The organism is Actinoplanes oblitus (genome assembly GCF_030252345.1).
Taxonomy (GTDB): domain Bacteria; phylum Actinomycetota; class Actinomycetes; order Mycobacteriales; family Micromonosporaceae; genus Actinoplanes; species Actinoplanes oblitus.
The window spans coordinates 4001942-4023478 of sequence record NZ_CP126980.1 but is presented as its reverse complement, the minus strand read 5'-3'; the positions used below and the strand labels follow the sequence as shown (position 1 = coordinate 4023478).

The window sequence follows — 21537 nt, the reverse complement described above, 5'->3', positions numbered from 1 at the left end:
CTGTCAGCCAAAGCTGGCGGCTCTTGGCGGTTTCAGGAGTCCAATGAGCGGCATGCAAGGACTCATTCGAGCCGGCACCGCGGTACGCGTCGCGGGCTGGCTGCTGCTGGCGGTGCTGGGCGTGGTGTGGCTGGCCCAGCCGCGGTGGCCGGCGGTGGGGCGGTTGCTGGCCGCCCCGGGGTGGAGCTGGGTCCCGATCCTCATCACCGTGGTCGGGGTGGCCGGCGCCGGGTGGCAGGCATCGCACCGGTGGCGGCGTAGCGGTCTATTCGGGCACCGGCCGGCCGCCGAGCGGGTGCCGCTGGTCGCGCACGTGACCGCCCTGCTGGTGCTCGCGGCCGGCGTCGCCGCCGGGGTAGGCATCGGGCTCTGGGCGCTGCTCGGGCGTCCCAGCCTGACCGGCACGCCCGGACCGGGCGGCACACCGGCCGCCTGGAGCGTGCAGAACACCTTCGAGGCCGTGAAGATCGCGTTGACGATGGTGGCCGGGATCGGCGGGGTGGTCGCGCTGACCGTCGCCTACCGCAAACAGGGACATGACGAGGCAGCCGAGCGGCGGGAGAACACCAAGCTGTTCAACGAGCGGTTCGGCAAGGCCGCCGAGCAGCTCGGCTCGGACAAGGCCGCGGTCCGGCTGGCCGGCGTGTACGCCATGGCCGGCCTCGCCGACGACTGGGACACCGGCCGACAGACCTGCATCGACGTGCTCTGCGCCTACCTGCGCAAGCCCTACACCCCACCCGCCGGCCAGGCAGCACCCGACACCGCACCGGCCGACGACCTGGCCCCCGCCGTGCCGCCTCCCGCCCGGCGCACCATCGGCTCCCGACACTCCTCGCCCCGGCGCCGAGCGTCCGCGCCGATCACCGTGCCCACGCCCGCCCACCCAGCTACCCCGGCGAGCGATCCTGCCGTCTACCGGGCGGCCCGCGAGGAACAGCAGGTCCGGCACACCATCCTCGACCTGATCGGCACCCACCTCCAGCCGCTCTGTCTCGACCGCGGCATCGAGCCGCGCTGGCACGACCACCGCTTCGACCTGCGCGGCGCCACCCTCGATGGCGGTGACCTCAAAGACATCATCATCCCGGTCGGTACCACCCTCCTCCTCGCCAACGCGCAGTTCACCGGCGGCACCGTGTCCTTCGACGGTGCCTGGTTCACCGGCGGCACCATGTCCTTCACCAGCGCGCAGTTCATCGGCGGCGACGTCTCCTTCACCAGCGCCTGGTTCAACGGCGGCAACGTGTACTTCGACAGCGCGAAGTTCAGCGCCGGCACGGTGTCCTTCGGCGCCGCGAGGTTCGTCTCCGGCACCGTGTCCTTCCACGCGGCGGAGTTCACCGGCGGCGTGGTCGACCTGGCCTGGCCGCAGCGGTGGCTCCGGCCACCGCGGGGGATCACAGAGGCGACAACGGGTGTGCGGTGGCCGTCGGCAGAGCACCTTCATGACCTCGATCCATAATCGGCCTTATGCGGCATCACCATCACCTCGTGAGCCCCAGCTGCCGCCGCATCGGCTTACGACTTGCAAAGGAGTGGGGCCAAGGTCAGCGAATACCGCAGCTCCCGAATACCGCACCTGCACCGGCTTGCGAACGGGAGAGCGCCTGACGCTGCTCCTCGGGGAAGAGTTGCCCCTCCCGTTGGGAGGGTGTCGGGGTTGCAGCCGCTGCCAGCACGGTTCTGACAAACCCGGGTTCACCTGCACTGCCGGCCGCCGGCCGCCGGTCGTCGCGGTGCTCGCCGAGCTCAGGCAGTGAAGACTTCAGCGAGGGGCCGGTGAACGTGGCGAATCAGATGCTCCGGCGTCCGTGAGGCGTGCCGCGGGCACGGCGTTGACCTGCACTGTCAGACCCGCTGGCTCCCGCGCACTGACCTGCACTGTCAGGCTGACAGTGCAGGTCAAGGCCAGTTCTGTCGATCTTGCCCGGCCGCTACCGGCAGCGGCCAGTAGCGCCACCGTCAACGCCGGCATCGTGGTGGGCAGCGGGGTCGCCATGGTGAGCACCCCGGCCCGGTGGGTGGCTGTCACCTTCAGGGAGCCATGGCTTCCGCCGTACCCGGGTTGCTCTGCCACCACCCAGGATGAACGCAGCCCGGTGAGCCGCCGCCCGATCGAGCAGATGAGAGATACGAGACAGCTGCTCAGCCGTCACGCATGGTCATCCGCCGTTCGATCGCGTCGAGCACGTCGCGCCGCATCCGCTCGATCAGCCGGCCGACCGCCTCGTCCATAGGCATGTAGCCCATTTGGGCCGCCATCTTCTCCCGGCGTTCGTCGTCGGCGGTCAGTGCCCCGCCGAGAACCCGCAGCCGCACCTGGTGCTGCTGGCACCAGGCACGCAGGGCAAGGATGTCGGCGAGGTCCACGGCACAGCCAGAAGAGTTCGGAGACGATGAGCCTGTCGCCGGGCTGGCGCGCCGGCAGGTCGTGGTCATGGGCCCGAAGTTACCGCTGATTAACCGGATAACGATTCATTATCCGGCGATACCCCGTTGCCGATGAGGTGCGCACTCGTCCACGAAGACGGACAGCGCTGCCGCGTCGACGCGGGCCAGCTCCCGCAACGCCACCGTCCACCGCCCGACAGCAAGCGCAGCCGCGATCAACGGCCGGGCACGGCCCAGGCCACTAGCCCTCGCCAGGCTGGTCAACACCTGCGCCTGCATGTCCGGGTTAGTGATGGTCCGGGCGATCTGCTCGGCGTCGACGGCCACCCGGACCGCACGGTCGTGCTCGCCCGCCCCGGCCAGCGCCTGCGCCTGCGCCAGGCCGGTCAACGCCCGCGCCCGCGCGTCCGGGCCGGTGATGGAGCGGGCGAGCTGTTCGGCGTTCCCGTCCGTTTGGCCCGCAACACCGCGCTCATCGATCTGGCCGCGCAACTGCCCGCAGCGGTCCTCAGTCAACTGCTCGGCCTGCAACTCCAAACCGCAGCGAACTGGACGATCGAAGCAGGCAACTCCCGGCTGCGTTACGCCGCAGCCGTTGCCACCTCGAACTGACCAGAGTCCCTCGCCTCGGGAGACAGCCCTCAGATCAGGACCTACTCGGCGCAGGCGTCCTCAGCGACCAGGCCCCCCGGAGACCATGGATCTCGTCGTTCTCGGCGTATCAGCGGCCGCCGATCTGGCCCGCAGTGTTGAGGTAGGTGAGGACGGCGAGAACGCGGCGGTGGCCGCTGTCGCTTACGGTGAGGCCGAGCTTGGCGAAGATGTTGCCGATGTGCTTGTGTACGGCGTTGTCCGTGATGACAAGCTGGCTGGCGATGGTGTAGTTGTCGTGTCCCTGTGCCATCAATGCGAGTACCTCGCGTTCCCGAGGGGTGAGGGCGGCGATCGGGTCGCCGGCGCGCTGGACGAGTTGCGCGATGACCTCGGGGTCCATTGCGGTGCCGCCGGCCGCGACGCGGCGCAGCGCGTCGACGAACTCGTCCACTCGGCTGACGCGGTCCTTGAGGAGGTAGCCGACGCCGCCGCCGGTTGTGGAGAGCAGTTCGGCGGCGTACTGCTGCTCGACGTATTGCGACAGCACCAGGATCGGCAGGCCGGGGTGCTCTCGACGGGCCTGCAGGGCGGCTCGGATGCCTTCGTCGCGAAATGACGGCGGAAGCCGAACGTCGACGATAGTGACGTCGGGCCGATGGTCCCGCACGGCGGTGAGGAAGCCAGCAGCATCGTCGACGATGGCGGCGATTTCGAAGCCCACCCGGTGGAGCAGCAGCTCCAGCCCGGTGGACAGCAGCACGTTGTCCTCGGCGATCACGACCCGCACGGCAGCTCCATGGTGATAGTCGTCGGACCGCCGGCCGGGCTGTCGACGTCGACAGTACCGTCGAGCGCGAGCACCCGGCCCCGGATGCCGGCGAGGCCGGTGCCCAGCCGATCATCGGCGCCGCCGGCGCCGTCGTCAGTGATCACCACCGACAACCGGTCGGCCGTGCGGCTCACCCGTACGCCGGCCGTGGTCGCTCGGCTGTGCCTGACGACGTTGGTGAGCGCCTCGGCGACAGCGAAGTAGACGACGGCCTCCACGGCCGCCGGTACCCGTTCGATGTCGCCGATGTCCAGTCGGGTCGGCACGCCGCAGCGGGTGGTCACGGCGGTCAGGGCACCGGCGAGGCCCCGGTCGGCGAGGATCGGCGGATAGACGGTTCGGATCACACCGCGGAGTTCGGTCATCGCCTCTTCGGTTCCTTCGTGTGCGTCCCGGAGGAGTTCCGCCAGGAACTGCTCGTCCCGTGGATCGTCGGACAGCACCTGCCGGGCCACGGCCAACCGCATCGCGATTGACACCAGCCGAGCCTGGGTACCGTCGTGCAGGTCGCGTTCGATCCGGCGCAACTCTGCGCCGTGCGCGTCGAGCACGTCCGCCCGGGTGCGGGTCAACACGGCGACCCGGTCGGCCAGTTGTTCGGCCGTCGAGTGCGACAGCACTACCAGACAGATCCGGGCGTGTGTGCGAGCCATCGGCGGGAAGCACAGGTACGTCAAGGCGGTGAGCAGGAGAATTTGCAGCGGGCCGAGCGTGAGAGCGGTCGCCCAGCCGGTCACCGGTACATCGATGAATGGCTTTGGCTGGTTCTCCGGTTCGAACGCCCACCACAGTGTTGTGGCGACCGCGGCGGGCACGATGTTGCCCACGCACAGCAGCGCGGTCAGGCCGAACGCTACCCCGGTCACGGCGTTCACCGGCAGCCAGAGCAGGTCGCGGCCCGTGGAGGGACCGGCCCAGAGTCGGGGTCCCGCCGCGCGCAGGGCAGAACGCGATGCCATCGGCGTCCCGAGCAGCCGGCCGGCGCGGTCACGGTGCCGGTCTGCCCAGAGCTGGGCAAGCCGCGGAACGCACAGCAGTGGCAACGCGAGCACCGTGGCGACCCCAGAAGCTAGTGATACCAAGAGGTAGGTCGCGCTGCGCCACACCTGCACCCACCGTCGGCCCGACGTCACAGGATGCTCTTCTGAATGCCCTCGGGGGCAGCGTCCCTTCGCGTTCCCGACACGGCGTAAGTATGCCCGCTGTCCGCTGTCCGCAGCACTACAGCCAGCTGTACCCCGAATCCGGTGGTACGGGGTAGCGGTCCGCACCGATGTGATCCGTAGCGTCGGATGGCATGGCCAATGTTGTGCGGCGCGCTACGTCCGCTGACTATTCGATCCGTCTGGGTTCGGTGTCCAAAGTCTATGGTTCGGCGAAGAGCGCGGTGCAGGCACTGGATACCGTGAGTATCGAGCTGCGCCGAGGCACGTTCACTGCCGTGATGGGGCCTTCGGGCTCTGGTAAGAGCACGTTTCTCAACTGCGCGGCCGGCTTGGACCGGCCCACCTCGGGCTCGGTCTGGCTGGGCGACGTGGAGCTGTCGGGCCTCGACGAGGTCCAGCTCACCGAGGTGCGGCGTCAGCGGATCGGCTTCATCTTCCAGGCGTACAACCTGCTGGGTGCGCTGACCGTGGAGGAGAACGTCATGCTGCCGCTGCGGCTCGCGGACAAGAGGACCGATCGCAAGTTCCTGCGCGAGGTGCTCACCGCTGTCGGCCTCGGCGACTACCTCAAGCGGCGGCCGAGCGAGCTCTCCGGCGGTCAGCAGCAACGGGTCGCGATTGCCCGCGCGCTGATCAACCAGCCAGACGTGGTGGTCGCCGACGAGCCGACCGGTGCGCTGGACACCCGGTCCAGCAGGCAGGTGCTGGAACTGCTCAGGAGCATCGTGGACGACAGGGGGCAGACGGTCCTGATGGTCACCCACGACCCGGTCGTCGCCTCGTTCGCCGATTCGGTGGTTTTCCTGGCCGACGGCAAGCTCGCGGGTGACCTGACCCGGCCGACGCCGGAGCAGGTCGCGGCGCGCATGACCCACCTGGGTGAGTGGTGATCCCCCTCATCCGGCGGCTGGTTCGCATCGTCGTGCCGCTGCCCCGGGACCTGAAGCTCGCGTGGAGCACGATCAAGGGGAACAAGGGCAGCTTCGGCGGCTCCTTCTTCGCGATCGTCGCGGGCTCGACCGTGATCACCGCGTGCGGGATCCTTCTCCAGTCCGGGCTCGGCAACGGCGTCACCCCCGAGCGGTACTCGGGCGCTGCGGTGGTCCTCGGCGCGCCGCAGTCCTTCTGGTTGGACGAGAGCTCCGAGGTCCGCTACAGCGAGCGCGTCACGCTGCCCGCCGACAAGGTCGCCGCTGTCGCCGCGGTGCCCGGTGTCCAGTCGGCCGTCGGCGACGTCAATGTGCAGGTCAGCGTACTGAACCCGGACGGCGACGCGGTGAGCGGCCCGGACGACTTCCCAGTGCTGGGGCACGGCTGGTCTGCGGCGGCGCTCGCGCCGTTCACAGTGAGCAAGGGCCACGCGCCCGCCGGGCCCGGCGAAGTCGTGCTGGACGGCGACCTGGCTGAGCGCGGCGACGTGGTGCTCGACGCGACGGTGCAGATCGTGGTCGGCTCGATCCCGTCGTCCTACCGCGTGGTGGGCATCGCCGCCGCGCCGGACGGGTTGGACCGGCAGTCTGCGGTCTTCTTCAGCGACGACCATGCGATCACGCTGGCCGGCCGGCCGGACCGGGTGGACGCCATCGGCGTGCTCGCCGCGCCCGGCGTCGCCCCGGAGCAACTGGCCGGCCGCATCAAGGACGCCGTGCCGGACGTGGTGGTTCACACCGGCGCGGGCCGCGGCGACGTGGAGTTCCTGGACGTGGGTGACGCCCGCAGCCTGGTGGTGGAGACGGCGGCGTCGTTCGGCGGCACCATGGTGCTGATCGTGGTGTTCGTGGTGGCCAGCACCCTCGCGCTGTCGGTGCGGCAGCGCAGGCGCGAGCTGGCCCTGCTGCGGGCCATCGGTGCGACGCCCAAGCAGATCCACTGGATGATCAATGCCGAGATGACTCTGGTGTCGTTCGCGGGCGCGCTGGGCGGCGCGATCCCCGGCATGCTGCTCGCGTTCGTGATGCGCGGCGTGTTCGTCGTCGCGGGCGCCATGCCCCGGGACTTCCAGATGCAGGTGGGGGTATTGCCGATCCTCGCCGCGCTGGTGTTGTGCATGATCAGCGCCCGGCTCTCCGGCTGGCTGGTCGCGCGCCGGGTCGCCAAGGTCAGCCCGGTCGAGGCACTCGGGGACGCCGCGATCGAGCCCAAGAAGCTCGGCCGGGTCCGATTGATCATCGGCGTCCTACTCATCCCGCTCGGGCTGCTGCTGACGCTGGGCAATGTGGCGTCGCCGGGGGACTCGGCCGCCGACACCGCGGCGAGCGCGGTTCTCCTGTTCGTCGTGGCGCTCGGCTGCCTCGGACCCCTGCTACTCAACGGCGCACTCCCGCTGTTCGGCCGGCTCGTGAACCGGCGGTCCACGGCCAGCGGCTTCCTCGCCCAGGCCAACGCGCGGGCCAACCGGCGGCGGCTCAGCGCGGCCACCACACCGCTGGCGATGGGCGTGACCCTGGCCGCCGTGCAGGTGTTCGGCGCCTCCACGGCGATCACGGGGGCGCAGCACCAGCTCGAGGACGGACTGCGGGCCGACCATGCGCTGACCTCGTCGTCCGGTGCCGGGATCTCCCCGCAGGTTGTGGACGCCGTGCGCAGGGTGCCCGGGGTCGCCGTGGTGACGCCGGTGGCGCGGATGCGGGTGCTGCTGAGGTTCCCGTCCGAGGACAGCACCGCGACCAAGGTCTTCGCAGCCCAGGGCGTCACGCCCGAAGGGCTCTCCGAAACCATGAACCTCGCGGTGTTCCACGGCGACACCGCAGGCCTGCAGGGCGAGACGGTGGCGCTGAGCCGGGTCGTCGCGGACACCGTCCACGCGAAGGTCGGCGCGGCGATCGAGCTCCACCTCGGTGATGGCACAACGATCAAACCGCGGGTCGTGGCGGTCTACGAGAACGGCCTGGGCTTCGGCGACGTCACGCTGCCCAACGACCTCGTCGTCGCCCACACCACCGCACAGGTCGACAGCGCGGTGCTGATCAGGTCTACGGACGGGACCGACCAGAAGGCGCTCGAGGCCGCGCTGCGCGGCGCCGTCCAGCGCTACCCGACAGTCCAGCTGGGCGACCGCGAGGCGCTCCTGGCCGCGCCGGGGGCCGGCGGCGCGGGTGACTGGGTACTCAACCTGCTCTTCCAGACGGTGCTGCTGGGCTACCTCGCCATCGCCGTGGTGAACACCCTGGTGATGGCGACCGCGGCGCGGGTCCGCGAGTTCGCGATGCTGCAACTCATCGGCGCCAGCCGGGACCAGGTCCGCAAGATTATGAACGGCGAAGCCAGGATCGTGGTTTTCGCGGCACTGCTGTTCGGTGCGTTGGCGACGATTCCCCCGCTGATCGGCTTCAGCCTCGGGCTGACGCAGTCACCCACGCCCAGCATCTCCATCATCGGTGTGATCGCGATCGTGGCGTTCACTGTCGCGCTCTCCTGGGGTGCGATCGCGATGGCCACCCGGTTCGCGATGCGACCTGCGCCGATCGACGCGATCGGCGGTCGCGAGTGAGGCGCCCGGAGCACGCGATGACCGGGGCCATTGCGTTATCGATGGGCGTGGCCTTGACCAGGTGTTTTGTGGGACAAGCTGCCTCCTTGCAGGTGGGTGGGCACGGCGCCGGCGGTGTCGAATCTCTCCCAGGTAACGGCCTTCTGCTCCGGTTCCCGGCTCTGGGCGTCCGCTCTGTAGGCCGCCTGCACCGGCGAAACGGCAGTTACGGCTCTTGGTCGAGAACGCAATGACGCTGACGCGATGACGCGGGACCTTGGTGAATGCCTCGGCCACTGGGTCCGAGCCGATCGCGTCCAAGTCTCAGGGCGCGCACCATGGCCGCCCGCAGTGCGGCGGGATCGTGCACGCTCTGATCTGGGGGTGTGCTTTTTGGGAGTGAGCTGCGTGTTGGTGATCATGGTGATCATTCGGCGTTTCCGCCGACCACAGCCGCAAGCGACGTACGCCGATCGCTCACCGCCGCGCGGGGTGCCACCATCGCGGCGCTACTCCTGGCCAGGGCTTTATCGATGATCTCCCTCAAGAAAATACACACCCGGGCACGTCTCGGCGCAGTCGGCTGGGACCAGGCGGATCGACGACGCATACGAAATCCGGTGCCGTGGACAGCGGACTACCTAATCGGAGCGCTGACCTCGCGATCTTCAACGCTGTTTCCAGAACTCGAGCGGGTGGCGCGCGCGAAGGGGTTCGGGGATGTGCTTGACGCTTGGGACGATCTGGATGTGGACCGGTGAGCATACGGCGGAACACCGCCCTACGGGGCAACGCCGTCGGGTGCTGCCGAGCTTTCAACGTGCGGCACGTCGGCTGAGTCGATCGTCAGGGTCAGGCTGACCAGGTATGTGTGGAGGCGGTCGCGCAACGTCTGGTAGAGGCCGTCGCCGCTGGCGAGCTGGCGCCATCGGTTGGTGACGGGGGTTCGGCTTCGGAACAGCGGCTGCCACCAGAGGCTGGTTTCCGGTAGCGAGGTTCCCATCATGACCTCGGCTGCGTGCTGGAGCGAACGGCGGATTTCCTCCGCCTCCTCGGCACCGGTCACCCCGACCGTCAAGGCGTTCTCGACGGGGGTGTGCATTTCGTAGTCGTAGTTGCCGAGACCCATGTAGCCGCGTGGGATCCGCAGTCCGTCAGCGATGCGCAGCAGTACGGCGTAGCCCATCACCTCCCGGCCCCCGATGATCTCGGAGATCTCGGACTGGGACTGCTCGGTGAGGTGGCCGATGCGGCGTTGCGAGAAACCGCAACTGTTCAAGTGCTGGAAGACGTAGGCAAGATCGTGCCGAGCGAGAGCGGCGCGCATCGACGGGCTTTCCCAGATGCTCGGAGGAGGCGTACCCCCCTCGGATCGAGTTGAGTTCACGATGCTCCCAGCCTCGAAGATTGGTGGGGAGAGGGTACCGCCGTGGCTTGCTCCACGGGAATAGTGATCGGTCAAGCCGATCGGTCGCGCCGATCAGATTATCGATCGGCGTTGGTGATCATCTGAAGGCCTTACCTCATCCATTGCAGTGCTGGGATTTTGTTCCCGAAGGCGGATGCCAGAAATCCGCCATAGCCGCTTTCCCGAGGTAGGCGAATATGTTTCAGCATCCAGGCATTTCGAACGCCGATCCGGGGGGTCGGGCGGTAACTTCCCCCGGAGGTGCTCGCCGCGTGGGACATGCCAAGGACTGGACCAGTGACTTCTCGCCACTGCCACGCGACGTGTTGATGGCCGCGATCAAGGACTTTGACCTGGTCGGACGCCTCTCTCGGCATCAGCATCAACCGACGGGGCCGACTTGGGAATGCACCACCTGCTATGCATTGTGGCCGTGTGATGACGCACGGAGAGAACTCGTTTTGGACCTTGGCTGGGTGCGCGTACCGATCTTTATGGCCGTAATGATGGAGCGGGCCGCCGGCGAAGTGACGAACACATATCCCCACCAGCTCTGGGATCGGTTCATCAAGTGGACTTATCCACTCGTCGGAGCACATGACCACCGATTGCAGTAGAACCCCGCACTGAAGACTTCGGCCGCGGTGACAGCCACCGAACTGACGCCGCGACCGGACAGCCAGCCCGACCGGTCAACCATGCAAACCCCAACAGGCCGGGCTGCCGGAGGGGCCGGGCGCGCGTCGTCCCCCGACCACATTGCGTCCGGCCTCTCATCATCCGACTACGACATGTGCCAGGAGGCCCCATCATGTCCGGCCCCGTGCCGCAGAAGCTCACGGACAAATACTGGCTCGCGGCGCACGACAGTCTCAGGGGCAAACCACGGACGAACGAGCGGGTCCTAGGAATCGGGTTGGCGGCAGGATTGCTGGGTGAGCTGGTCCACGACCGTTGCGTGAAGGTGCGGGACGGTCGGCTGCTGCGGGTCAGTGGCAAGCGCTCTGACGATCCGGCGCTGTATCCGCTGCTCAGCAAGATGGTGGAGGAAGAGCGGAGGTCGGTGCCGCCGGTCTCCTCTGTGCCTCGCCAACCGGTGAAGCAGTTTGGGGACGGCGGTCCAGCGATCCCGACCGGCGGTGGAGCGGATTGGCCGACGCAGGAATTCACCGTCGCCAGCGGGTTACCGCGTCGGCGAGGCGATCAGGGTTGGCTGGACGGTCAAGGCACGGGCGGCCGGCACGCACAGCCGCCTCCGGAGCCGCCGATGCCGGCGGGTCATGACCTGCGTCTGTGGATGTCGTACCTGGCCTGTGACCGGCGAGCCGATCTGCTGGTCATCGAGAGGCTGACGCGCGCCGGCTTCGCCAAGCCGCTGGAACGCTGGTGGCGGCCTGGCTCGACGGTGCGGTACGTACCGTACGACTCCGCGTTCGCCGGCGCGCCCGCGAGCGCCATCCGGGAAGCGGTGAAGAAGGGCGACCGGCTCGCCCCGTCTGACCTGCTGCTGGCCGGCCTGATGTTCGCCACAGGTCTGCACCAGCACGCGCTTGCCAGCCTGACCCCGTCCGATCGCCGGACGCTCTCCGAGGAGCTCTCCAGCCGCCTGGACTCGTCGTCCCGGCAGCTACTTAAGGCTGCGGACGCGGCCGTCGGGGAGGCCGCCCTGGTGCATTGACCCGGCCCACTCCCCTACGACCTGACATCTCACCCCTAACAGGAGAGGAAACCCCCGGTGCGTGCGCCATCAGCTTCCCCCGTCCCGGACACCAGCGTGCGGAACGCGCTGGCCGCGAGCCGGCTCGGCCCATGGGCGATCGGCAACGCCATCGCGTCATCCGTCGCGCCCCTGACCGTGGTCACCCTGGTCGTGCCCCTCACGGTCGCCGCGACCGGCCTGGTGAACTTCCCGCTAGTGCGTTGACCTCGAAGGACCGCCGGATTCGGCAGGCGGTCCGGGCGTGCGGTGTTGGCTGCTTTGATGGTTGTTCCGGCGTTTCGGGGCTGACTTGAAGGGCGCGCAGGTCAGTCCCCTGATGGGCTAAACGGTTCGCAGGCCGCGATGTGCACTTGGTAGCGTCGGCCCGTGTCCGCCGATCTGCCCGTGACCCAGTTCGCTTTTCCAGGTCCGTTGCGCGACGAACTGGTCGCGGCAGTGCTCGACGGCACCAAGACCTCCACGACGGGTCTGCTGCAGGACTACGAGCTCGATGAGGAGCCGCTGCCGGTTGTCGGCGCTCGATCCGCCGTGGTGGACTCTGCCGGTCATCGGGTCGCGGTGATCGAAGTGACCGAGGTGCGTGTCACCCGACTCGGCGATGTCGATCTCGACCATGCCCGGGATGAGGGTGAGGGGTATGACTCGGTCGCTGCCTGGCGAGCCGGTCATGAGCAGTACTGGCACGGCGCTGACTACCGAAGCTGGTTGGGCAGCCCGGGATTTGTGGTGAACGACGACACGCTGGCGCTGCTGAAGCGGTTCCGTCTGGTGGAGACGCTCTGACCCCGGGTCGTCCTACCCGAGGCTCGGCGGCCGTTCAGCGCCATCCTCTGTTAGGCGGCAGGGGTTTCGGCTGGCCGGCCCCAGCGGTGGTGGTGTTCGCTGCGGACGCGGGCGCGTTCGCGGCGTTGGGCGGCCAGGACGTCGGGGTGGCGGCTGTTGACGTTGCGCCAGCGTAGGTAGGCGTGTAGGGCGCGGGCCAGGGCGGTGTGGTTGGGGTAGCTCGAGTTGGCCATGGTGAACATGCGCAACGGCCCGAACTGGGCCTCGATCGGATCCGCCCACGAGGCGCTGGTCGGGGTCAGGCACAACTCGACTTTGTGCGCCGCGGCCCAGGATCGGATGGCGGGGGTGGTGTTGCAGGACAGATTGTCGCAGATGATGTAGATCGGGGCGCCGTCCGGGCGGGCGGCGCGGATGGTCTTGAACGCGGCCTGGGTGTGCACGCCGCCTTTGTGTTCGTGCAGGACGCCCCACAGCTTGTCGTCGTTCAGGCTGTAGCAGCCGTGGAAGTATCGGATCCCGTGGGTCCGGTGGTAGGTCGCGGGCAGCCGGTCGGGATGTTTCCTCGCGGCCCAGCAGGTGCCGTGGCAGGGGCGGATGGACAGCGGCCCGAACTGGTCGAACGCGAAGCAGCGGTCGGGAAACCGGGACATCACCTCGTCGATCCGGTCCAGTTTCGCGTCGTAGGCCGGATCGGTGGAGGCCTTCCAGGTCCGGGTGCGCTGGAAGCTGATGTCGTGCTCGTGCAGGATCCGCCGGACGCGTTCTCGGCCGATCCGGACCGCCCGGGCTGGCACCCAGGCCGGGTTCTGGTGGCCGTAGTCGCCGGCGAGGTAGCCGGTCAGCTTGCGGATGCTCCAGTGCGTGAACGGCAACCCGAGCCGCTTCGGGCGGGTCTTGGCCGTGGCCACGACGACCTCGATGTCCGCGTCGGTGATCCGCCGAGGTCGTCCCGGGCCCCACCGGGGTGCCAGCATCGCCAGTCCCTGCTGGTTGAACGCATGGACAACATCGCGGACGGTGTCCGGATCCGCGGCGACCAGCCGGGCGATTGCCGGCACACCGGTGCCGGCCGACGACGCCATGATGATCAGCGCGCGCCGGTACCGCACGCTGTCGTGAACGCCCCGGCGCACCAGCCGGAGTAGATGCTGACCCTCATCGGGAATCAACCGGCGGGCCCGGACAGGTGTGGACATGATGCACCTCGATCCACCCCCGCTAGATCCAGCGTGGACCGAAACACCCCAAACCTCACGCACCGGCGCGGCGTGTCGCAAACCGGCAGTCCTTCGAGGTCAACGCACTAGCCGTCGTGGAGGAAACGATGGGCATCCAGGCGCTCGCGCTGTTGGCGACGCTGAACGTCGAGTGCGCCAGTGTCGATCAGCTCGCCGAGGCCGCCAGCGAAGCGTTTCGCCATCATCCCGACCACACGATCGTGACGAGCTTTCCCGGTCTGGCCGACGTGACCGGCGCCCGCGTCCTGGCTGAGATCGGTGGCTACCGTGCCCGGTTCGCCGACGCCCGCGCGTTGCAGGCATACGCGGGCGCGGCCCCGGTCACCCGCGCCTCGGGGCGCAGCATCTCCATCACCCACCGCAAGGTCAAGAACGACCGGCTCGCTGCCGCCGGCTACCTGTAAGCGTTCGTCGCCACTACCCACACCGAACCTGCCAAGCAGCACAACCAACGCCGCCGCGACCATGGCGACCGGCACCCCGGGGCGCTGCGCAACCTGTTCGACCGACTCCTCGGCTGCCTGCATCACTGCCTGGCCACCGGCCAGCTCTACGACCCCGCCAAGGCATTCGCGGCGCGGCAAGACGTCCCGGTCGCGTGAATCACGACCAGCTCTGTACTTTCAACCAGGTCAGGTACTCATCGAAGATCTTGGCCAGGCCGCCATCCTCTGTTCGTCGCTGCAGGTATTCGTCAAGCAGCCCGAACAGCGTCTCGACAGCGATCCTGTTGAGCTCGGGATCCGCCCCAAGCTGTTCGCGCTGCGGCGGCCCGTCCGAGAACGCATGATGCAGCACCAGCGCCTCCCAGACCAGGTTGTTGCCGAATCCACAGCGGGCCACCAGCCACTCCCGGAAGCCTGCCAACAGCTGCCAGTCGTTGCCGGCCTCGCAACCTCGGATGAAGACCGTGAAGTCGTGAAACGAGTTGTCCAGCCCGAACATCCCCGGCCGTCGATGCACGTCCGCGAAGAGCTTCCGGTAGTCCATCCCGCCATCCAACCAACCCCGTCCTTGAGCTTCCCCCGGTAGCTCGGAGGGTCTCGAGCATGGTCTGATGACCGTGGGAGGAGTCCTCGGGGCAGCACCGAAGAAATATCCCGATGAGCTGCGCCGGCGTGCGGTGCGGTTGTATCGGGAGTCGGATCCGAAGCCGGTGATCAAACGGCTGGCTGAGCAGCTCGGGGTGCATCCTGAGGCGTTGCGGAACTGGATCAAGCAGGACCAAGCCGATCAGGGCGAGCGCGACGATGTGCCGACCATCGCGGAACTTGAAGAGTTGCGCCGGCTGCGGCGTGAGAACGACCAGCTGTGGGGTGTGAACCGGCGCCGCAAAGGCGCTGATCACACCCTGTCCGCACTGAAATCGATCCGCGAGAAGCGGCCGGACGGCGCGCCGATCTACGTCATCCTGGACAACCTGTCGGCGAACAAAACACCGGCCATCCGGGCTTGGGCGGCCCGTAACAAGGTCGAGCTGTGTCTCACCCCGACCAGCGCGTCCTGGGCGAACCCGATCGAGGCCCAGTTCGGGCCGCTACGAACGTTCACCATGGCGAACTCCAACCACCCGAACCACACCGTCCTGGCCCGAACGCTGCAGAAATACCTGCGCTGGCGCAACGCCAACGCCCGCCACCCCGACGTCCTGGCCGCCCAACGCCGCGAACGAGCCCGGGTCCGCAGCGAACGACAACAACGCTGGGGCCGACCCCGGACCAAGGCCGCCTAACCGATCAGACCCGGCGAACGTTCATGGACAACGCACTAGTGCACAAAACAGGGCGTCCGTTCCCAGTCACCGACGATAAGCACACCACCGTCGGGCAGGGCCGCCACGCTGCTCGCCAGCCCGACGCGGAACGACGGCCAGTCGGTGCCGCTCACGGCCGGTCCTCTCCCGCCAGCAGCTTGTTGGGCGACAGTTGCAGCGCGATGGAGTCGTACTGAGTGACCAGCCGCAACGTCGTCGTGTCTCGCCGCCACCAGAGCTGTGGCTTCTCTCCTGGTCGTTGTTCGCTCGGCCGGCCGTAGACGCCGGTCAGCGCGGCCGCGGCGGCAGCGAAGGTGTCCTGCTTGAACGCATCGGCCTCGGGACTGCTTCCGGACAGTTCCTCGGTGATGTTCAGCGAGATCTCCTGCACCCGACTTTCGGCATCGAGGCTGATAAAGGCGCTCTTCGGGCCCAGCCCGGTATCGGCGTCCAAGAACGCGCCGAGCGCCGGCCGGTCAGGCTTGTGCCGGGTCACCGTCCAGCCGAGCATCGCCGCCGCATCCGGCAGAACCGCCGACATCAGCCACGGCTCCGCCGCCAGCAATGTCCGCGCCGCCCGGAGGATCGCCTGCTGACCCACCATGCGGAACCCCAGGCTCACAGCCGCCAATCGGGCGGAGACGCAATACCGAGCCGCGGCATGAGCAGGGCGTCACCGCTCGGGCTGACGAAGGCCTTGTAGCACAGTGACGCCGGCGAGGGGATCTCGAACACGTCGCGCAGCGCGGCCACGCACATGTCGGCCACCCGGCGATAATCGGCCGAGCGGGCCGGCCAGGGCAGGCGCAGGCCGTGGTTGAGGCTGGGATCCCGCTCGGGCGGCGGCCAGCCGATCCGCTCCAGCGCCGCGAACTCCTCGTCGCTCAGGTTCGGCCGGCCCCACTGGTCCCAGCCGCTGGCCACCTCGGCGACGATCTGATCCCGGCTGAACAGGAACTGCACGAAACAGGGCGTCCGTTCCCGATCACCGACGATGAGCACACCGCCGTCGGGCAGGGCTGCCACGCTGCTCGCCAACCCGTTCCGGAACGTCTCCCAGTCCGGTGTGGTCACCCCCACTCGCCCACCATCAGCTCCTGGGGCGTGAACTGCAGACCCACGGTGTCGTCCTTGGTGATCAACCCGAGCGCGGTCGCCTCCCGCCGCCACCACAGTTGTGGCTCCGCCCCGGGGAAGGAGTCGGTCGGCCGGCCGAACAATCCGGTCAGCACCGCCGCCGCGCTGGCGAAGGCATCCTGTTTGAACGCGGCGACCTCCGGATCGCCCGCCGGTAGCCTCTCGGTGAGGTTCATCGAGATCGACTGCACCCGGCCGTTGTCGTCGGTGTCGAAGAAGGCGCTCATCGGTCCCAGGCCGTGCCCGGTGTCGAGGAAGGCACCCAGGTCCGGCCATTCCGGATCGAAATCAGTCACCACCCAGCCGAGTGCGGCGGCCGCCTCCACCACGGAAGCCGACCTCAGCCAGGACTCCGACGACAGCAACGTCTGCGCCGCCTGCGCCGTCGCCGGCTCATCGAACGCCCGCCACTGAGCCAAGACTCGCACCTCCATCAGAATGTTCGGATCACCTGGCCGCCCGCTTGCACCGCTACCGTGCGTCGATGTTGCGCGGATTGAAGGTGTTCGTCGGGTTGTCGGCGTTGTCGAAGGTGAACCGGTATATCTTCGCGTCCGGCACAGCACCGGCCGCGTCCGCGTGTCCCTGGCTGACAAGAAGATACTCGACCTTGATGATGCCGGAGCGGATCTGCTCGGCGATCATCGGGTTGTCGCGCAGGAATTGCTGGAACTTCGGGTCGAGCTGCATGACCCGTTCCAGGTAGGGGCCGCTGCCCTGCTGCAGGTGTTCGCGGCCCTCGGTGCCGGCGCCGCCGCCCTTCGCCTCGACGACGACCAGGGTGGGGTTGCCGTCTCGGTCTCGGCCCAGGCCCCAGATGTCCAGCTCGCCGGGTTTCGGGTCGTCGTGGACGCCCCCGCGCAACTGTGCCTCGGGCACCTTGAACTCGCTGATGGCATACTCCCGGCCGGCGATCATGCCGACCCTATTCGACGCGAGCGTACGGTCGTTATACGTGGTGGACCACGTCTTGGCCGCCTGTTCCAGCGCCCGGATGTGCGGCTTGACCTCGGGATGGCTGACCGCCACGACTCGCAAGCGTTCGATGGTCTTCCGTAGGTTCGTCGCGTTGAGGTCCTTCTCGGTGACCGGTGCGAGCTTCTCCGGTGACAGGCCGGAACGCGGCGTGACCGCGTCGAGAACCGAGTTGACGCTCTGCATTTTCGCCGCCCGGTCCGAGGTGGCGGTTCCGAGATCCGCGGCGTGCTGCCGGTAGCTCGCGCTCTCCTTGACGATCTCCTTGGCGTGCGCCGCGTCGTGCTGGTGGTCCGGCAGCGGTTCCCTGTTGTTGGTGACCTCCCAGCCCCCCGGTTTACGGAACGGGTCGGTGACGAACCGCGTCTTCCCGTCGTGCCCGTAGCCGAGCAGGTCACCGTCCGCCGTACGGAAGGTGTTGACCGCGTCCCCTTCAACATGCAACCGCAACTGCTGGTGCGCCTGTTGGTGGGCTTCCATCTGCAGGACTTTGCCCTCCTGCAAGAACGACGGCTGCTCGATTCCGAGGCGCTGCGCGACGTTGTCCGGGATGGCGCGCAGATCGGCTTCGGTGAACGTGGGGCGCTCCGGCGCCGGCGGAAGCTCCGGACTTTTGAGCAGCTCGCTGAGCCGACCGGCGGCGGCGTCGTTGAAGTGGTGCGCCGCCGGGTTGTCAAGCAGTTCGGTCACCGCGTCCCGGCTCCCGATCGCGCGTTCCCCGTCGCCGCGCAGCCCGAGCTGATCGACCAGCTCACCGAGCCGGTCGCGGGCGCCTGGCTCGCCGCTGACGGACCGTTCGTGCCAGTCAAGCATTTCGGCGATCCGGCCGTGGTCGTCCGGGCTCAACTCGCGCGCGCCGGTGTCCTTGAGGTTCAGCATGCTCTTCTCCGGGAGCTGCTCGCCGGCCCCGCGCAGCTGTTCGGTCCGCAGAATCTCGGCGACCTCATGACTGGTCACCGTGGAGATGTGCTCCGGCCGGGTACCGGAGTTCGCCCGCACCTGCCAGACATCACCGTTTCTCACGCGCGTGGACGTGCCGACGTGCTTGCGGTCCATCGATTCGGCACCGAAGTCGACCTTCACGTCACGGCCACCGCCGGTCCGCAGCACGTCCGGGCCGCCGTCCTCAGGCCGGTTGAGCTCGACGTCCTTGAAGAGCCGGTCGAGCACCTCCGGCACGGACTCGCGCACCTCCCGGCCCACCGCCAAGGTGTCCGCCGGCCGGCCGAAGCCGTGGTACTCCCCACCGACCACGTGCTCGGAGTGGATCAGTTCCGGCTCCGGGACCTCGCGCGACAGCTCCGGCAGCAAATCCCGCAGTTTGTCGATGTGCAGCAACCGGCTGGTCAGGCTCGGCGGCCGGGAATCGCGCAGCTCGCCCAGCCGCGCGGCGATGTCGTCGGGCGACGACGGCCGCCGGATCGGCTGCCCGTCCTTGTAGGCGGGGTCGGTGAAGTTCTCCTCGACCAGGTGCTTGAACCGCTGCCCGGTCCCGTCGAGCTGCTCGGCCGGACGGTCCAGGATCCGCTGCACGGTCTCCGGCGTCAGCCGCGGCGCACCGCCCTCCCCCGGCCCGAACCGCCGCGCCACAGCACGATCCATCGCCGCCTGCTCAGCAGGCCGGCTCTGCGACCACCGCTTGACCCGCTCCGAGTAATCCCGCCAGCGCCGCCCGTCCTTCTCCGGCGTCCGCCGCTCCGGCCGATCCCTGTCCGGCCGGTTATTGTCCGATTCCCTCTCCGGCGACCGCCGCTCCGGCCGATCCCTGTCCGGCTCTCTGTCCGGCGAACGCTGCTCCGGCCGGTTCTGCTCCGGCTGCCGATCCTGACGGTCCGTTCGCTCCGCCGGCCGGTCACCGCGCTCCCCAGTCCTGCCATCGGCCGCCTCACGACCGGGCCCGCTGTCGCGTGCCGACCGATCCGAGCCGCCGCCACGCGCATCGGTCCCCACACTGCCGCCGCGGGCTTCGCCCGGCGCACCCTCCGAAAAGCGGTTGGCCGGCAGGTCCGTCCGACCCGGTTCGCCGCCACGAGGCACACCCATGTCCGGTACGCCGGTCCGCGCCGGCTCCCGGCCAGAGAAACCGCTTTCCGGTACGCCGGACCGCGCCCCACCCACCTCGGGTCCCGCCGCGTGACTCGCCGCCGGCGACCCGACCGGCTGCAGGGTTCGCGGACCGCCGGCCTCCGCGTGCTGCCCGTGCGCCGAAGCTCCCACCTCGACGGTGCTCGCGCGTCCATCCCCGGTGGTCACCAGGTCCTCACGACCGGCGGGAGTGCTCTCCCGGCCCGAGTCACGCGCGGGGCTCGGCTCAGCGGGCCGCTCCGGGGCACCCGTCTGGCCGCGCTCGGAGCCATCGCCGGCTGGTTCGGCCACCTGACGCTGGTCGCCGCGCTCAACTCCGCTCGACTGCTCCTGACCGGACGAACGGTCCGGTGTCCCGGTCGTCTGCTCGGACTCCGCCCGCGCCGGGTCCCCGGAGCCGCCCCGCTGCTCGGTTCCGCCGGTCTCGGCGCGCTGCTCGGTCCCGCCGGACTGGGCCCGCTGCTCAGTGCCGCCCGACTCGGCCCGCTGCTCAGACCCGCCCGACTCGGCCCGCTGCTCGGCTGCACCGGGCTCGGTTCGCTGCGCCGGATCGGCATGGGGCTCGGCGACCGCCCGCTGGTCGGCGCCGCCGCGTGCCTGCTGGTCGGCCGCCGAACTGTCGGCGGAGCGCTCCGAACCGGCGCTATCCGCGGACCGCTCGCCCCCCGTACGCTGATCGGAAACGGACCTCGACTCGGCCTGCGATCCGGTCTCGGAGCGAGCCTGCGATCCCGTCTCACCCGCCGACCGCGACCCGGCCTGCGACCCCGCCTCAGAACCGCTGCGCGACCCGGCCTGCGATCCCGCCTCGGACCCGGACCGCGATCCCGTCTCGGAACCGGCCTGCGATCCGGTCTCGGAACCGGACCGCGACCCGGCCTCCCCCGCGGCCCGCGGCGACACCGAGGGCTCTGTGCCCAGCCGGGTCCCCGGCTCCCCCAGCGCGTTCTTCTCACCGAGTCCGAGCCGCACGTCCGCCCGTGCGTTGCGCAAACCCTCCCGCATGCCCTTGGCCCCGAGAACCCCGCCGAACAGACCAGCGGTTGCCACCCCATCCAGCGGGTTGAAGTGCTCGGGATCCACGTAGAGGCCGTGGTCCTGCGCCCACTTCGTCAGGTTCATCGCGTCGAACAGGTCGTTGCGGTACAGCCGCAGATAGTTGTCGCCGAGCTGGCCCAGCGCCATCGCCGCGCCCTCGGTCAGCGGATTGTGCGCGCCGATCGACAGTGGCCCGCCGATGAACCCGACCACGAACGAGTCGACCACCTCACCGGCGAACTCGATCGGATCGAAATGCGACATCGGATCATGACCCTCGGCGGCCTGGATCCCCAGGATCCCGGCCTTCGTGCCGACGGTGAACGCGGTGAACTGCAGGCCCCGCTTCAGCCCGGCCTTCATGATCGCCTTGACGGCGCCCTTGAAGCCCTGCCCGATCAGCTTCTCGACCAGCTCCTTGAGCGCCGTCTTGATCGCCTGGCGGCACGTCGCGATCGCGATGCCCTCACCGATCGCCGACACCCCGAACGTCTCGATGATCGTCATGATCACCTCGATGGTGGCCATTGCCAGCATGATCAGGTTGACGACGTCCATCATCTTCGCGGCTTCGACGCTCAGCGCCGCACCCTGCACCATCTGCTGCGCCTGCAGGAACGAGTCGGCGTCCGCGTTCAGCTGCTCCAGATACTTCTGCAGCGTCTCCTGCGTCTTCTGCGCCCCGCCGTCACCGCGCCACGTCTGGAACAGATCGCCGAGCAGGATCTGCACCTGCACCGCGTGATCCCGGTGCAGTTCCGCCGCCTGCCCGTACGCGTCAGCCAGGTCATACAGCTCCAGCTCGCGACCCTCAGGAATGTCGACGAGCATCTCCAGCACCGGGCCGACAATCGGTACCCACTGCTCACACTCGCGGAAGAACTCCAGGATCTCGTCGAGAACCGTGTCGAACGCCGAGCCGAACCCGTTGCTGCCGGCCATCAG

The 21537-nt window shown here is 68.8% G+C and carries 19 protein-coding genes and 2 pseudogenes; 10 read left to right on the top strand and 11 right to left on the bottom strand.

The annotated features are described in order from the left end of the window. Positions 1–52 precede the first annotated feature (52 nt). On the top strand, positions 53–1465 hold the full coding sequence (locus Actob_RS18095; protein ID WP_284921400.1) for a pentapeptide repeat-containing protein: 1413 nt from the start codon (positions 53–55) through the stop codon (positions 1463–1465). 683 nt (positions 1466–2148) lie between these two features. Here Actob_RS18095 and Actob_RS18090 read toward each other — a convergent pair. From Actob_RS18090 to Actob_RS18075, 4 genes are all read right to left on the bottom strand, one after another. Then, complete coding sequence (locus Actob_RS18090) at positions 2149–2442, bottom strand: hypothetical protein (protein ID WP_284921399.1); 294 nt, start codon at positions 2440–2442, stop codon at positions 2149–2151. A gap of 39 nt (positions 2443–2481) precedes the next feature. Continuing rightward, positions 2482–2931 (bottom strand): hypothetical protein, encoded by a 450-nt coding sequence (locus tag Actob_RS18085; protein WP_284921398.1) that lies wholly within the window; start codon positions 2929–2931, stop codon positions 2482–2484. A 184-nt stretch (positions 2932–3115) separates the two neighbouring features. Further along, a complete protein-coding gene (locus Actob_RS18080) occupies positions 3116–3775 on the bottom strand; it encodes a LuxR C-terminal-related transcriptional regulator (protein WP_284921396.1) in 660 nt (219 codons plus the stop codon). After that, positions 3763–5088: a sensor histidine kinase gene (locus tag Actob_RS18075; protein ID WP_284921395.1), complete on the bottom strand. Its 1326-nt coding sequence runs from the start codon at positions 5086–5088 to the stop codon at positions 3763–3765. The genes Actob_RS18080 and Actob_RS18075 overlap by 13 nt, the downstream gene beginning before the upstream one ends. A gap of 173 nt (positions 5089–5261) precedes the next feature. On the opposite strand from Actob_RS18075, the gene Actob_RS18070 reads away from it, so the two are divergent. The 3 genes from Actob_RS18070 to Actob_RS18060 all read left to right on the top strand — a co-directional run bounded on the left by Actob_RS18070 (position 5262) and on the right by Actob_RS18060 (position 9213). Then, the gene (locus Actob_RS18070; RefSeq protein ID WP_328518444.1) at positions 5262–5873 is read left to right on the top strand and encodes an ABC transporter ATP-binding protein; all 612 of its coding nucleotides are present in this window, start codon (positions 5262–5264) and stop codon (positions 5871–5873) included. Continuing rightward, positions 5870–8473 carry an ABC transporter permease gene (locus tag Actob_RS18065; RefSeq protein WP_284921390.1) on the top strand — a complete coding sequence of 868 codons (2604 nt, stop codon included), beginning with the start codon at positions 5870–5872 and terminating at the stop codon, positions 8471–8473. Before Actob_RS18070 ends, Actob_RS18065 begins: the two co-directional genes overlap by 4 nt. Before the next feature lie 512 nt (positions 8474–8985). After that, on the top strand, positions 8986–9213 hold the full coding sequence (locus tag Actob_RS18060; RefSeq protein WP_284921389.1) for a hypothetical protein: 228 nt from the start codon (positions 8986–8988) through the stop codon (positions 9211–9213). Positions 9214–9233: 20 nt separating this feature from the next. Here Actob_RS18060 and Actob_RS18055 read toward each other — a convergent pair whose 3' ends face one another. Continuing rightward, entirely contained in the window at positions 9234–9779 is a 546-nt protein-coding gene (locus Actob_RS18055) for a helix-turn-helix domain-containing protein (RefSeq protein ID WP_284921388.1), read from the bottom strand. A gap of 892 nt (positions 9780–10671) precedes the next feature. Between Actob_RS18055 and Actob_RS18050 the strand changes: the two genes are divergently transcribed. The 3 genes from Actob_RS18050 to Actob_RS18040 all read left to right on the top strand — a co-directional run bounded on the left by Actob_RS18050 (position 10672) and on the right by Actob_RS18040 (position 12363). Then, positions 10672–11538, top strand: a complete 867-nt coding sequence (locus tag Actob_RS18050; RefSeq protein WP_284921387.1) for a GPP34 family phosphoprotein — start codon at positions 10672–10674, stop codon at positions 11536–11538. Positions 11539–11595: 57 nt separating this feature from the next. Beyond that, positions 11596–11784: a hypothetical protein gene (locus Actob_RS18045; protein ID WP_284921386.1), complete on the top strand. Its 189-nt coding sequence runs from the start codon at positions 11596–11598 to the stop codon at positions 11782–11784. 162 nt (positions 11785–11946) lie between these two features. After that, the gene (locus tag Actob_RS18040; protein WP_284921385.1) at positions 11947–12363 is read left to right on the top strand and encodes an ASCH domain-containing protein; all 417 of its coding nucleotides are present in this window, start codon (positions 11947–11949) and stop codon (positions 12361–12363) included. 50 nt (positions 12364–12413) lie between these two features. On the opposite strand, the gene Actob_RS18035 is transcribed toward Actob_RS18040, so the two are convergent. Then, positions 12414–13562: an IS630 family transposase gene (locus Actob_RS18035; protein ID WP_284921384.1), complete on the bottom strand. Its 1149-nt coding sequence runs from the start codon at positions 13560–13562 to the stop codon at positions 12414–12416. 128 nt (positions 13563–13690) lie between these two features. Here Actob_RS18035 and Actob_RS18030 point away from each other — a divergent pair, with 128 nt between their 5' ends. Beyond that, positions 13691–14008: a transposase gene (locus tag Actob_RS18030; RefSeq protein ID WP_284921383.1), complete on the top strand. Its 318-nt coding sequence runs from the start codon at positions 13691–13693 to the stop codon at positions 14006–14008. A 199-nt stretch (positions 14009–14207) separates the two neighbouring features. Here the strand turns inward: Actob_RS18030 and Actob_RS18025 are convergent, their stop codons facing one another. Next, the gene (locus Actob_RS18025; protein WP_284921382.1) at positions 14208–14594 is read right to left on the bottom strand and encodes a hypothetical protein; all 387 of its coding nucleotides are present in this window, start codon (positions 14592–14594) and stop codon (positions 14208–14210) included. Between the two features lie 67 nt (positions 14595–14661). On the opposite strand from Actob_RS18025, the pseudogene Actob_RS43895 reads away from it, so the two are divergent. Together Actob_RS43895 and Actob_RS18020 are read left to right on the top strand one after the other, a co-directional pair. Continuing rightward, positions 14662–14847 (top strand): annotated as a pseudogene (locus Actob_RS43895) (transposase); the annotation flags it as partial. Between the two features lie 57 nt (positions 14848–14904). Further along, positions 14905–15336, top strand: a pseudogene (locus tag Actob_RS18020) (transposase); the annotation flags it as partial. Positions 15337–15487: 151 nt separating this feature from the next. Here the strand turns inward: Actob_RS18020 and Actob_RS18015 are convergent. Genes Actob_RS18015 through Actob_RS18000 form a run of 4 tightly spaced genes read right to left on the bottom strand, consistent with a single transcriptional unit; the run spans position 15488 to position 21534 of the window. After that, positions 15488–15979 (bottom strand): DUF6301 family protein, encoded by a 492-nt coding sequence (locus Actob_RS18015; protein ID WP_284921380.1) that lies wholly within the window; start codon positions 15977–15979, stop codon positions 15488–15490. Next, positions 15976–16431, bottom strand: a complete 456-nt coding sequence (locus Actob_RS18010; protein ID WP_284921379.1) for a TY-Chap domain-containing protein — start codon at positions 16429–16431, stop codon at positions 15976–15978. The genes Actob_RS18015 and Actob_RS18010 overlap by 4 nt, the downstream gene beginning before the upstream one ends. Continuing rightward, positions 16428–16922 carry a DUF6301 family protein gene (locus Actob_RS18005; RefSeq protein WP_284921378.1) on the bottom strand — a complete coding sequence of 165 codons (495 nt, stop codon included), beginning with the start codon at positions 16920–16922 and terminating at the stop codon, positions 16428–16430. Before Actob_RS18005 ends, Actob_RS18010 begins: the two co-directional genes overlap by 4 nt. Before the next feature lie 43 nt (positions 16923–16965). Continuing rightward, the gene (locus Actob_RS18000; RefSeq protein ID WP_284921377.1) at positions 16966–21534 is read right to left on the bottom strand and encodes a WXG100-like domain-containing protein; all 4569 of its coding nucleotides are present in this window, start codon (positions 21532–21534) and stop codon (positions 16966–16968) included. Between the last annotated feature and the right edge of the window lie 3 nt (positions 21535–21537).

Bases quoted from the DNA above. Each gene is read 5' to 3' on its own strand.
- Actob_RS18050 (WP_284921387.1), top strand. From the start codon at position 10,672: ATGTCCGGCCCCGTGCCGCAGAAGCTCACGGACAAATACTGGCTCGCG.
- Actob_RS18070 (WP_328518444.1), top strand. From the start codon at position 5,262: ATGGGGCCTTCGGGCTCTGGTAAGAGCACGTTTCTCAACTGCGCGGCC.
- Actob_RS18095 (WP_284921400.1), top strand. From the start codon at position 53: ATGCAAGGACTCATTCGAGCCGGCACCGCGGTACGCGTCGCGGGCTGG.
- Actob_RS18090 (WP_284921399.1), bottom strand. From the start codon at position 2,442: ATGACCACGACCTGCCGGCGCGCCAGCCCGGCGACAGGCTCATCGTCT.
- Actob_RS18025 (WP_284921382.1), bottom strand. From the start codon at position 14,594: ATGGACTACCGGAAGCTCTTCGCGGACGTGCATCGACGGCCGGGGATG.
- Actob_RS18035 (WP_284921384.1), bottom strand. From the start codon at position 13,562: ATGTCCACACCTGTCCGGGCCCGCCGGTTGATTCCCGATGAGGGTCAG.
- Actob_RS18060 (WP_284921389.1), top strand. From the start codon at position 8,986: ATGATCTCCCTCAAGAAAATACACACCCGGGCACGTCTCGGCGCAGTC.
- Actob_RS18055 (WP_284921388.1), bottom strand. From the start codon at position 9,779: ATGCGCGCCGCTCTCGCTCGGCACGATCTTGCCTACGTCTTCCAGCAC.
- Actob_RS18000 (WP_284921377.1), bottom strand. From the start codon at position 21,534: ATGGCCGGCAGCAACGGGTTCGGCTCGGCGTTCGACACGGTTCTCGAC.
- Actob_RS18030 (WP_284921383.1), top strand. From the start codon at position 13,691: ATGGGCATCCAGGCGCTCGCGCTGTTGGCGACGCTGAACGTCGAGTGC.